At 69.1% G+C, this 11,447-nt stretch carries 10 protein-coding genes; all 10 read right to left on the bottom strand.

What is annotated here, in order from left to right; all coding sequences use genetic code 11:
* Nucleotides 1-56 precede the first annotated feature (56 nt).
* The 10 genes from HEQ75_RS20775 to HEQ75_RS20730 all read right to left on the bottom strand — a co-directional run bounded on the left by HEQ75_RS20775 (nt 57) and on the right by HEQ75_RS20730 (nt 11,369).
* Nucleotides 57-563 (bottom strand): (2Fe-2S)-binding protein, encoded by a 507-nt coding sequence (locus HEQ75_RS20775; RefSeq protein WP_168034035.1) that lies wholly within the window; start codon nt 561-563, stop codon nt 57-59.
* A gap of 121 nt (nt 564-684) precedes the next feature.
* A complete protein-coding gene (locus HEQ75_RS20770) occupies nt 685-1,638 on the bottom strand; it encodes a glycoside hydrolase family 19 protein (protein WP_168034034.1) in 954 nt (317 codons plus the stop codon).
* Between the two features lie 20 nt (nt 1,639-1,658).
* Entirely contained in the window at nt 1,659-2,705 is a 1,047-nt protein-coding gene (locus HEQ75_RS20765; RefSeq protein WP_168034033.1) for an ABC transporter ATP-binding protein, read from the bottom strand.
* Nucleotides 2,702-3,694 carry an ABC transporter ATP-binding protein gene (locus tag HEQ75_RS20760; RefSeq protein ID WP_168034032.1) on the bottom strand — a complete coding sequence of 331 codons (993 nt, stop codon included), beginning with the start codon at nt 3,692-3,694 and terminating at the stop codon, nt 2,702-2,704. Before HEQ75_RS20760 ends, HEQ75_RS20765 begins: the two co-directional genes overlap by 4 nt.
* A gap of 5 nt (nt 3,695-3,699) precedes the next feature.
* Entirely contained in the window at nt 3,700-4,632 is a 933-nt protein-coding gene (locus tag HEQ75_RS20755; RefSeq protein ID WP_456237394.1) for an ABC transporter permease, read from the bottom strand.
* The gene (locus tag HEQ75_RS20750; RefSeq protein ID WP_168034031.1) at nt 4,629-5,570 is read right to left on the bottom strand and encodes an ABC transporter permease; all 942 of its coding nucleotides are present in this window, start codon (nt 5,568-5,570) and stop codon (nt 4,629-4,631) included. The genes HEQ75_RS20755 and HEQ75_RS20750 overlap by 4 nt, the downstream gene beginning before the upstream one ends.
* Before the next feature lie 69 nt (nt 5,571-5,639).
* Nucleotides 5,640-7,241 carry an ABC transporter substrate-binding protein gene (locus HEQ75_RS20745; RefSeq protein WP_168034030.1) on the bottom strand — a complete coding sequence of 534 codons (1,602 nt, stop codon included), beginning with the start codon at nt 7,239-7,241 and terminating at the stop codon, nt 5,640-5,642.
* Nucleotides 7,242-7,434: 193 nt separating this feature from the next.
* Complete coding sequence (locus HEQ75_RS20740; protein WP_168034029.1) at nt 7,435-9,015, bottom strand: ABC transporter substrate-binding protein; 1,581 nt, start codon at nt 9,013-9,015, stop codon at nt 7,435-7,437.
* A gap of 99 nt (nt 9,016-9,114) precedes the next feature.
* Entirely contained in the window at nt 9,115-10,701 is a 1,587-nt protein-coding gene (locus tag HEQ75_RS20735) for an ABC transporter substrate-binding protein (protein ID WP_168034028.1), read from the bottom strand.
* 80 nt (nt 10,702-10,781) lie between these two features.
* Entirely contained in the window at nt 10,782-11,369 is a 588-nt protein-coding gene (locus HEQ75_RS20730; RefSeq protein WP_168034027.1) for a hypothetical protein, read from the bottom strand.
* Nucleotides 11,370-11,447 lie beyond the last annotated feature (78 nt).

Raw genomic sequence — 11,447 nt, 5'->3', positions numbered from 1 at the left:
GCGGTGCCCCCTCTGCCGGGGGGCCTGCCGCGGAGTACCCAACCGGTGACCCGGTGCTATTCGGCGGCGGCGCGCGCCAGTTCGGAAACGCGGCCGTGCATCACGTCCTGCGCCGCGGCGATCGCCTTGACGATATTGTGGTAGCCGGTGCAGCGGCAGAGGTTGCCCTCCAGACCCTCGCGGATCTGCTGTTCCGTCATGCCATCCGGGTGCTTGTTCACCAGGTCGATGGCGGACATCACCATGCCGGGGGTGCAGAAGCCGCATTGCAGCGCATGGTATTCGCGGAAGGCTTCCTGCATCGGGTGCAGCGTGCCGTCGGCGGCCGCCAGGCCCTCGATGGTGGTGATGTCGCTGCCCTCGCACTGCACGGCCAGGATGGTGCAGGACTTCACACTGTCGCCACCCATGTGGACCACGCAGGCGCCGCACTGGCTGGTGTCGCAGCCGACATGGGTACCGGTGAGGCGCAGCGTCTCCCGCAATGCCTCGACCAGCAGGGTGCGGGCCTCGACCTCCACCGTGTGTTTCGTGCCGTTGACCGTCAGCGTGACCTGCGGCATCGCGCCTCTCCCCCAGAATTGGCCTCACGGCCCGGATTGCGGGCCGCCATGGCCCCGGAGAGTCGTCCCGGGGCCGCGCCACGTCAAGCGTGGCGCGCCCCCGCCCCGGGTCGCGGAAGCACTATTCCGGTGCGCGATCCAGCCAGAGACTCTTCGCCGTCTTCAGCAGGCCCTTGCGGTCCGACAATCCATTGTCCCCGCCATTGATGCGCTTGGTAATGGTCACGATGTCATCGACATCCGCCAAGGCATCCAGGTTCCGGCTTTTCCAGAAACAGACGGCGATACGGAGGGCATTCAGGGGCTCCTCCGCCAGTTCAGGCTGCGCGACGAGGGGAAGCTGGATGTCGGGGTGGTTTCCCATCTTTTCGTAGTTCGCCTTGCCCGTCAGATGAACCAGGCCGCGCCCGCGGTATTTCAGTCCCTCGCCCTTGACCGTGTGGTTGAATTCCTTGGCCTTGGTCGGATTGCCCAGGCCATAGACCCGTTCGGCCAGCGCAGCCGCGTTGTTCACCAGATCCTTGGCTTCTTCCAGCGTCACCTTGGCCGAATGCCCGGGGCCGAAAACCTCGACGATCCGCTCCGGCGTGCTGTAGCCGAGCAATTCGCGCAGCTGCGAGAACCGGGTGGATTCATGCGCCATCTGCGCCAGGAAGTGGCAGAGCCGAAGGGACGACCGGTTGAGGTTGTGGAACCAGAGGAGCCCGGAGGTGTCGTCGCACAGGATGCGCGCGACCTCGCGATTCGGCGTGTACTTGCCGGTGAAGATCTTGAACTCCGCCGCGGTGATCCGGACCACCTTCACGCCCTCCGCTGTCCTGGCGAGGGTCGCCGGGCCGGTGGGCTGCTGGCCCGCGGTGCTGAACACCGCCGGCGTGAAGGCGAATGGCGGGGCGGACCAGGCGCTGCCCGACAGGTTCGCCCCCGTCCCAGCCGGCGTGGACATGGCGGTGCGGCCCATGTCGAAGTGACCGAAATAGCGGTCCAGGCCCGTCTGCAACAGCGAGGTTGCCGACCCGCTCAGCCGGTCCCCACCGAAGGGGCCGGCCTTGCAGAGCAGGGGATCATCGGCCATCCGTCCCGCCCCGCCACCTTTCAGCCAACCGCCAGCAGCGCCGCGCCCTTGGCGCCGGCCAGCGGATTGTCCGCGGCCGGGCGGTCGTGCAGGTGGCAGGCGGCGACATGCCCCTCCCCCAGCGCATCCGCCACCGGGCGCAGCGCCGGCTCCTCCGTCCGGCAGCGGTCGAAGGCGTAGGGGCAGCGGGTGTGGAAGCGGCAGCCCTTGGGCGGGTTGATCGGGCTCGGCACATCGCCCTTCAGGATGATGCGCTGGCGCTGGATGCCCGGCGTCGGCTGCGGCACGGCGGACAGAAGGGCTTCCGTGTAGGGGTGCTTCGGCGCGCCGAACAGGCTGCGCCGCGGCGCCACCTCCACGATCTTGCCGAGATACATCACCGCCACCCGGTGCGTCATGTGCTCCACGATCGCCAGGTCGTGGCTGATGAACAGCATCGCCAGGCCAAGCTCCGCCTGCAAATCCTGCAGCAGGTTGACGATCTGCGCCTTTACCGAGACGTCCAGCGCCGAGACCGCCTCGTCGCAGATGATCAGGTCCGGCTCGCCGGCCAGGGCGCGGGCGATGCCGATGCGCTGGCGCTGGCCGCCGGAGAATTCATGCGGCCAGCGGTTCACCGCATCACGCGGCAGGCGCACCTTGTCCATCAGCGCCGAAAGCCGCGCCTCCAGGTCGGCCGAGCTTTTGGACAGGCCGAAATTGCGGATCGGCTCGGCCAGGATGTCGCGCACCCGCATGCGCGGGTTCAGGCTGCTGAAGGGGTCCTGGAACACCACCTGCATGCGGCGCCGCAGCGGCCGCAGCGTGCCGCCGGGCATGTCGTCGATGCGGGTGCCGTCCAGGATCACCTGGCCATCGGTCAGCGGGAACAGCCGCAGCAGCGCCTTGCCGACGGTGGATTTGCCGCAGCCGGATTCGCCCACCAGCGACAGCGTCTCCCCCTTCGCGATGTCGAAGGAGATGCCGTCCACCGCATAGACCTTGGCGGTGACGCCGCCGAAGAACCCGCCATGGATCGGGAAGTGCTTCTTCAGGTCGTTGACCTGCAACAGGGGGGCGGTGCTCATGCGGCGAGGGCCCCTTCACGCAAGGCATAGTGGCAGGCGGCGACATGCCCCAGTGCCTTCTCCTCCAGCGCCGGCGCCACGGCCGTGCAGAGCTCGGTGGCATGCGGACAGCGGGAGGCGAAGACGCAGCCCGGGATCTTCTGCTTCAGGCTGGGCACCAGGCCGGGAATCTCCGCCAGCCGCGTCGCCTCCCCGGTCAGGGAGGAGCCGAGCTTGGGGACGGAGCCGAGCAGGCCCTGGGTGTAGGGGTGGCGCGGGCTGTTGAACAGCGCGTGCACCGGCGCCTCCTCCACCTTCTTGCCGGCATACATCACCACCACCCGCTCCGCCACTTCGGCCACCACGCCGAGATCGTGGGTGATCAGCACGATGGCCGCGCCGACTCGGTGCTTCAGGTCGCGCATCAAATCCAGGATCTGCGCCTGGATGGTGACGTCGAGCGCCGTCGTCGGCTCATCCGCGATCAGCAGCTTCGGGTTGCAGGCCAGCGCGATGGCGATCATCACGCGCTGGCGCATGCCGCCCGAAAGCTGATGCGGGTATTCGCGCACGCGCCGCTTGGCTTCGGGAATGCCGACCAGGTTCAGCATCTCCACCGCCCGGTCTTCCGCCGCCTGGGCGGAAAGCCCCTGGTGCAGGCGCAGCGTCTCGCCGATCTGCCGGCCCACGGTCAGCACCGGGTTCAGGCTGGTCATCGGCTCCTGGAAGATCATGCTGATCTCGTTGCCGCGGATCGCCCGCATTTCCTTGTCGGAGGCTTCCAGCAGGTTGCGGCCGTTGAAGCGGATGGCGCCGGCGATCTTGCCGGGCGGCTCCGGGATCAGGCGCAGGATGGACATGGCGGTGACGGACTTGCCGCAGCCGGATTCGCCCACGATGGCCAGCGTCTCCCCCGCATTGACGTGGAAGGAGACGCCGTCCACGGCGCGGTTGATGCCATCCGGCGTGCGGAAATGCGTCTGCAACGCCTCGATTTCGAGCAGTGCCATGGTGTCTACAGCCTCTTCGCCATGCGCGGATCGAGCGCATCGCGCAGCCCGTCACCCAGCAGGTTCACCGCGAGCACGGTGATGGACAGGAAAATGGCGGGGAAAAAGACGATGTACGGCTTCACCTGCCACAGCGCCCGGCCCTCCGCCATGATGTTGCCCCAGGAGGGGATGATGGGCGGCGTCCCGGCCCCGATGAAGGACAGGATCGCCTCCGTGATCATGGCGCTGGCGCAGATATAGGTGGCCTGCACGGTCAGCGGCGCCAGCGTGTTCGGCAGGATGTGGCGGATGATGATCATCGGCGTCCGCGTGCCGGAGGCCACGGCGGCATCCACATAGGGCTGTTCGCGCAGCGACAGCACCACGCCGCGCACCAGGCGCGACACGCGCGGGATCTCCGCCACCGTGATGGCCAGCACCACATTGCCCACGCTGCCGCGGGTCAGCGCCATCAGCGCGATCGCCAGCAGGATGGAGGGGATGGACATCATGCCGTCCATGATCCGCATGATGATGCTGTCCGCCACCCGGATGAAGCCGGAGACCAGGCCGATGAACAGCCCGATGGCGGAAGCGCAGATCGCCACCGCGAAGCCGACGGTGAGCGAGACGCGCGCGCCGTACAGCACGCGGGAGTAGATGTCGCGGCCCAGCATGTCGCTGCCGAACCAGAAGCGCGCGGAAGGCTCGCGCGTGCGCAGCGCCGGCGCCAGCGCGGTCGGGTCCTTGGTGAACAGGAAGGGCGCGAAGATGGCGATGCACACCATCAGCAGCACCAGGAAGCCGCCGATCGCGATCGTCGGGTTGCGGCGCAGGAAGCCGATCACGCCCTTCTTCGGCTTCACCGGCGGCATGATGTCCTGCATCGGCACGGCGGCATTGACGCCGGGCGGAAGACTGGCGGCGGAACCGCCGCCCATCACGATGGAGCTCAATACCGGATCCTCGGGTCGAACAGGGTATAGGCGAGGTCGATGGCCAGGTTCACCAGCACATAGACGAAGCTGAACAGCAGCACGACGCCCTGGATCACCGGGTAGTCGCGCCGCAGGATGGCATCCACCGTCAGCCGGCCGAGGCCGGGGATGGCGAAGACGCTTTCCGTCACCACCGCGCCGCCGATCAGCAGCGCGATGCCGATGCCGATGACGGTGATGATCGGCACCGCGGCATTCTTCAGCGCATGCAGGAACAGGATGCCGCCCTGGTTCAGGCCCTTGGCGCGCGCCGTGCGGATGTAGTCCTGCTGCAGCACCTCCAGCATCGTCGCGCGGGTGATGCGGGCGATCAGCGCGATGTAGACGCTGCCCAGCGCGATGGCCGGCAGGATCAGGTTCTCGAGCCAGGGCCAGAAGCCGCGGGCGAAGGGCGTGTAGCCCTGCACCGGCAGCAGGTCCCACTCCAGCGCGAAGAAATAGGCCAGCACATAGCCGACGACGAAGACCGGCACGGAAAAGCCCAGCACGGCGAAGGCCATCACCGCGCGGTCGATCCAGGTGCCCTGGCGCCAGGCCGCCACCACGCCCATCGGCACGGCGATGGACACGGCCAGGATCAGCGTCACCACCATCAGCGACAGCGTCGGCTCGATGCGCTGCCGGATCATGGTGCTGACCGGCAGGTTGGTGAAGATCGACACGCCGAGGTCGCCACGCATGATGTCCCACACCCAGGCGCCGAAGCGCACCAGGTAGGGGCGGTCGAGGCCCAGGCTCGCGCGGATGCGCTCCACATCGTCCGGTGTCGCCTGGTCGCCCGCGATCACCGCCGCCGGGTCGCCCGGCGCGATGTAGAGCAGGGAAAAGACGAACAGCGCCACGATCGCCATGACGGGGATGGTGGCGAGGACTCTTCGGACTACGTAAGCAAACATCCGCGCTTCAGACCTTTCAGATCAGCTTTTCGGCCGGACCGGCCAGGCGGCCGGTCCGGCGAAGTGGGGTCAGGCCTTCCCGACGCCCCAGAAGAAGGGCAGCGGGCCCTTGGCGATGCCGCTGACGTTGCGGCGCCAGGCGGTGTAGCTCAGGAAGAAGCCGGTCGGCGCATAGACCACGTCGTCGATCGCGGCGGCATTGATCTTGTCCATCGCCGCCTTCTCCGCCGCCACGTTCGGCGCCGAGAACCATTCGGTGACGCCGTCCTCGACGCCCTTCGATTCCGGCCAGCCGAACCAGGCCTGCTGCCCGGTGCCGCGCAGCGCGTTGTAGGCCGCCGGGTTCACGCAGTCCGCGCCGGCGTGCCAGGTGTGGAACATGCCCCAGCCGCCGGATTCCGGCGCGTTCTTCATGGCGCGGCGCTGGCCCGTGGTGCCCCAGTCCGTCGCCACGAAATCGACGTTCATGCCCATGCGCTTCAGCAGGTCCGCCGTGATGTCGCCCTGGGCCTTGGTGATGGGCTGGTCCTGCGCGACGATGCAGATCACCGGCTCGTTGTTGTAGCCGCCTTCGGCGAGCAGGCGCTTGGCGCGATCCATGTTGCGATCACCCTTCAGGATGTCGCCGCCGGCTTCCGTGTAGAGCGGGGTGCCCGGGGTGAAGAAGCCGGGCAGCGCCTTCCACAGCGCATCGTCCGTGCCGACGATGGCGCGCATGTAGTCTTCCTGGCTCATCGCGGCCAGCACCGCCTGGCGGACCTTCTTGGAATTGAAGGGCTTGTGCAGGTGGTTCATGCGGAAGCTGCCGATATTGCCCAGCGGGTCCGCGATATCGACGGCGATGTTCCGGTTGCGGCGCATCAGCGGCACCAGGTCGCTGATCGGATTCTCCCACCAATCCACCTCGCCGTTCTGCAGCGCGGCGGCGGCGGTCGCCGGGTCCGGCATCACCACCCATTCGACGCGGTCCACCAGCATCCGCTTGCCGCCGGCCAGCCAGCTCGCCGGCTCGCTGCGCGGCACATACTGGTCGAACTTCTGGAACACGGCGGACGCGCCGGGCACCCAGGCTTCCTTCACGAACTTCATCGGGCCGGAGCCGACATATTCCGTGATCTGCGTGAAGCTGTCGAACTTCGTGGCGATCCGCTCCGGCATGATGAAGCAGATCGGCGTGTTGGTCTTGCCCAGCGCATACTTCAGCTTGGGGTAAGGGCTGCCGAGCACCCAGCGGAAGGTGGTGTCGTCCACCGCCACCAGTTCCTTCTGGATCGCCTTGACCATCTGGCCCATCGGGTCGCGCGGCATCCAGCGCGTGATGGAGGCGACAACGTCCTTGGCGCGCACCGGCTCGCCGTCATGGAAGCGCAGGCCGGCGCGCAGCTTGAAGGTCCAGGTCAGGCCGTCGGCGGAGACCGTCTCGCCTTCCACCATCTGCGGCTGCGGCACCAGCTGGTCGTTCACGCCGTACAGCGTGTCCCACACCATGGCGGAGGCGTTGCGCACGACATACTGCGTGCCCCAGATCGGGTCGAAATTCGCCAGGTTCGATTGCGGCACGAAGCGCAGCGTGCGCGCATTGCCCTGCGAGAAGGCCGGCGCCGCGATGCCGCCCGAAGCGGCGACGGTGCCGGCGGCGAGGCCGGCCTTGAGAAGTGACCTGCGATCCATTCTGAAACCCCTTGTCCCCAGCCGCCCTTATTCCGGGCAGACTGCCTTATCCCTGAGCGGCGCGCCAGCATCCCCCACCGGGCATCGGCGGGTTGCGCGCCCGGGACGGTTGCGGTGCACACGCCGTGCCAGACGTGGCGCGCCAGCTGGCGGCGGGCGGCGAGACCCCCTGCCCCGCCGCCCTGCGCGGGGTTCAGCCCTTGCCGATGTTCCAGAATACGGTGGCCGGCGCGCGGAACACGCCGGTGACATTGCGGCGCCAGGCGCTGGGCTGCCAGTAGAAGCCGAGCGGGATGTAGTACATCGATTCCAGCGCCTTGGCGTTCAGCTGCTCGGCGATGCGCCGGCTTTCCGCCGGGTCCCCGGTTTGCACCCATTCGCGCCGCAGCTGCTCGATCGCCGGCTCGTCCGGCCAGCCGAACCAGGCACTCGCCGCATTGGCGCGCAGGAACAGATGGTAGACCGGCAGCGACAGCGCCTGGCCGGAGGAGGTGGTGTGGAACACGCTCCACCCGCCGCGCTCCACCGGCTCCTTGCTCGCGCGGCGCTGGATCAGCGTGCCCCAGTCGGTGGAGACGAATTCCACATTCATGCCGATGCGCTGCAGCAGGTCCGCCGTCACCAGCGACAGCGCGTTGATCTGCGGGTAGTCGCCGGGCGCGATCAGCACCACCTTCTCGCCCTTGTAGCCGGCCGCCACCAGCGCCTGCTTCGCGCGCTCGATGCTGCGGGTCTTCAGGATCTCGCTGCCGGATTCATTGGCCAGCGCCGTGCCACAGGTGAAGACGCCCTCGCAGACGCCCCAGCCCGCCGGGTCCTCGCCGGCGACGGCGCGCAGGTAGTCGCGCTGGTCGACCGCCATCGCGACGGCGCGGCGGATCGCCGGGTTGTTGAAGGGCGGCTGCAGCGTGTTGAAGCGGCAGACGCCGTAGGTGCCATCCAGCAGCCGCTGCTGCACCACCACCTCGCGGTTCCGGCGCAGCAGCGGCAGCAGGTCGTGCAGCGGGTATTCCCAGTAATCCTGCTCGCCCTGGCTCATCGCATTGGCGCTGGTCGCGGGGTCGGTGATGATGGTCCATTCGATCCGGTCGATCTTCGGCACGCGGCCACCGGCCAGCCCGTCCACCGCGCCCTGGCGCGGCACGTAGCGCTCGTTCTTCGCCCAGACCGCGCGCTGGCCCGGGTTCCACTCCCCGGCGATGAAGCGGAACGGCCCGCTGCCCACGGTTTCGCGGATCTGCGTGAAGGCGTCCGTGCTGGCGATGCGTTCCGGCATGACGAAGCAGGGGAACTGCGTCTGCCCCAGCGCCATGCTCAGCAGCGGCACCGGGCGATGCAGGCGGAAGCGGAAGCGGCGGTCGTCCAGCGCCTCCACCTCCGCCACATTGCCGATCAGCACCTGCATGAAGGGGTCGCGCCGCGCCCAGCGCTTGATGGACGCGACGGCGTCCTTGGCCAGCACGCGTTCGCCGTCATGGAAGGCCAGGCCCTCGCGCAGCGTGAAGGTCCAGGAAAGCTGGTCATCCGCGATGGTCCAGCCTTCGGCCATCTGCGGCTGGATCTCGCCCTTGCTGTCCTGCGCGCAGATCTGGTCGTAGATCATGAAGGCGTGGTTGCGGGTCACCACGGCGGTGGTCCAGACCGGGTCCACCGAGGTGAGGTTGGCCTGCGGGATCACCCGCAGCGTGCGCTCCACGCCGCCCTGCGCCGAGACCACGCTGGGTGCGACCATCGCGGCGGCCGAAGCCGCCAATACGCCACGCCGACCGATCATGCCGAAGGTTCCTTGCTCTCAATAATGCCGGATCTGCGCCGCCCCCCGGCGCCGCAGGAAGGAAGGCGGCCCGCCCGGCGAACCGGGCGGGCCGGTGCGTCAGCTCCGTCGGATGCCCCAGAACAGCGCGAGGCCGGAGACGCGGTCCACCAGGTTGCTGCGCAGCGCGGTCAGCGACTTGTAGGCGCCGACCGGCACATAAGGCAGCTCGTCCATCGCCACGGTCTGCATCTCCCGCGCCAGGCGCTGCTCGGTGGCGAGGTCCGGAGCCTCGAACCAGGCGTCGCGCAGCTCCTCCAGCTTCGGGATGCTGGGCCAGCCGAACCAGGCGCTGGTGCCGTTGCCGCGCAGCGGGTAGTGCGCCGCGGGGGTGGCGAAGTCGAAGGAGGAGAAGGCGGTGAAGAGCATGCTCCAGCCGCCCTTGTCCAACGGCTCGCGCGAGGTGCGGCGCTGCACCACCGTGCCCCAGTCGGCCAGGGCGATGTCGGCATTGAAGCCCAGCCGGCGCACCAGGTCGGCGCCCACCTGCGTCATGGCGGAGGGTGCCAGGATGTCGGTCGGCCCGATCAGGCGCATCGGCTGGTTGGTGTAGCCGGCCTCCCGCATCAGCGCCTTGGCGCGGTCCAGGCTGCGCGGCCCGGTCAGCGGGCCCATCCCCGCGTCATTGGCCAGCGGCGTGCCGGGCGTGAAGAAGCCGACGCCGGTCTGGTAGTTCGCCGGGTCGGTGCCGACCACGGCCTGCATGAAGTCCTCCTGCGCCAGCGCCGGCAGGATCGCCTGGCGCATCTTCTTGTCGTTGAAGGGCGCGTGCAGGTGGTTGAAGCGCAGGATGCCGGTCAGCGGCAGCGGGTCGATCGCCTCGATCTTCACGTTGCGGTCGCGGCGCAGCAGCTGCTGGATCTCCGGCGGCGGCTGCTCGTACCAGTCGATCTCGCCGGTCTGGATGGCGGCGGCAGAGGTCGCGGCATCGGTGATGATGTGCCACTCGACGCGGTCGAAATGCACCACCTTGGGCCCGGCCGTCAGGCTGGGCGTGCCGGAGGAGACCGGCACGTAATCCGCATTGCGCTCATACACCGCCAGGCTGCCGGAGTTGTATTCATCCGGCTTGAAGCGGAACGGGCCGCTGCCCACCGCCTCCCGCACCTGGGTGAAGGCATCCGTCATCGCCAGCCGTTCCGGCATGACGAAGGGCGGGCTGTTGGAGACCTGCGCCAGCGCCGCGAACATCGCCGGGAAGGGCCGCTTCAGGCGGAACACGACCTTCTTGTCGCCATCGGCCGAAAGCTCGTCCGTCACCGTCGCCAGCTTCTGGCCGAAGGGGTTGCGGCGCATCCAGCGCTTGACGCTGGCCACCACATCCTTCGCCAGCACCGGGCTGCCGTCGTGGAACCTCAGCCCGTCGCGCAGCGTGATGACGACACGCTTGCCGCCATCCTCGGCCACATGCCCCGCCGCCATCTGCGGCTGCGGCCGGAACTGCGCGTCCAGGCCATAGAGCGTGTCGTAGATCATGTGGCCGTGGTTGCGGGTGATGTTCGCCGTGGTCCAGACCGGGTCCAGGCTGGTCAGGTTGGCCTGCGGCACCATCTTCAACACGCGTGCCGGCTGCGCGACCGAGACGCGCGGCAACGCCGCGGCGCCGCCCATGGCCGCGCCTGTCTTCAGCAGGGTCCTGCGAAGCATTCCATTCTCCCGTTCATGCCGTCCCGAGTGGATCAGACCAGCCTATGCCCATCCCCGCAAGCCGGAACCGCGGTGCAGCATCACCCGGACGCATCCTCGCCGGGCCCCTCGGCGGGCCCCTTGGCCGGCGCTGCGCCCGGCGCCGGCCGCAACGCGGCGACACAGCCGAACCAGGCGCGGCCGGAGACGCCGGAATCCGGCACGCCGAGCGCCAGCGCCTGCGAATCCTGCCGCGACAGGCCCAGCCGCCCGCCCGCCAGCAGTGCGCGCAGCCGCTCTGCCATCGCGGCATCGAGGCGCCGCTCGGTGGCCGGGGCATCCCGCAGCACCAGGCTCCACGCGCCAGCCTCGCCCCGGAAGCGGAGCCGGGTGACCCGCGCCGCGCCCTCCGCCACGCCGCGCGCAGCCAGGCGGAGCATCGGTGCCGGGCCGGCGGCGAATTCCACCACCGCATCCGGATGCCGCAGCGTGGCGGTGCAGGTGCCGCTGACGACACGGAATTCCCATGCCGCCTCAACCGGCGGCGCGGCCGGCGGGGGCCGCGGCAGGGTGGCACGGCGCGGCGACGCCGGCGGCGGCACGGCCGGGGGCGGCGCGGCGCAGCCTGCCAGGCCTGCCGCCAGCAGCCAGAGCACGGGGAGGCGCGCGCGGCCGGGGCCCTTCCTCATTCGCCGGCAGCCAGCAGGCTGAAGCGGGACCAGGGCCCGGCGGCGTGGCGCGGCCCCGCCGCGGCAACGCCCAGCACG

The sequence above is a fragment of the Falsiroseomonas selenitidurans genome, assembly GCF_012103215.1.
Taxonomy (GTDB): domain Bacteria; phylum Pseudomonadota; class Alphaproteobacteria; order Acetobacterales; family Acetobacteraceae; genus Falsiroseomonas; species Falsiroseomonas selenitidurans.
Note: the sequence above shows the minus strand (reverse complement) of the source record. Positions and strands in the feature narration are given on the sequence as shown.

Excerpts from the sequence above, each read along its gene's own strand:
- HEQ75_RS20775 (WP_168034035.1), bottom strand. The coding sequence starts at position 563 with ATGCCGCAGGTCACGCTGACGGTCAACGGCACGAAACACACGGTGGAG.
- HEQ75_RS20770 (WP_168034034.1), bottom strand. The coding sequence starts at position 1,638 with ATGGCCGATGATCCCCTGCTCTGCAAGGCCGGCCCCTTCGGTGGGGAC.
- HEQ75_RS20765 (WP_168034033.1), bottom strand. The coding sequence starts at position 2,705 with ATGAGCACCGCCCCCCTGTTGCAGGTCAACGACCTGAAGAAGCACTTC.
- HEQ75_RS20760 (WP_168034032.1), bottom strand. The coding sequence starts at position 3,694 with ATGGCACTGCTCGAAATCGAGGCGTTGCAGACGCATTTCCGCACGCCG.
- HEQ75_RS20750 (WP_168034031.1), bottom strand. The coding sequence starts at position 5,570 with ATGTTTGCTTACGTAGTCCGAAGAGTCCTCGCCACCATCCCCGTCATG.
- HEQ75_RS20745 (WP_168034030.1), bottom strand. The coding sequence starts at position 7,241 with ATGGATCGCAGGTCACTTCTCAAGGCCGGCCTCGCCGCCGGCACCGTC.
- HEQ75_RS20740 (WP_168034029.1), bottom strand. The coding sequence starts at position 9,015 with ATGATCGGTCGGCGTGGCGTATTGGCGGCTTCGGCCGCCGCGATGGTC.
- HEQ75_RS20735 (WP_168034028.1), bottom strand. The coding sequence starts at position 10,701 with ATGCTTCGCAGGACCCTGCTGAAGACAGGCGCGGCCATGGGCGGCGCC.
- HEQ75_RS20730 (WP_168034027.1), bottom strand. The coding sequence starts at position 11,369 with ATGAGGAAGGGCCCCGGCCGCGCGCGCCTCCCCGTGCTCTGGCTGCTG.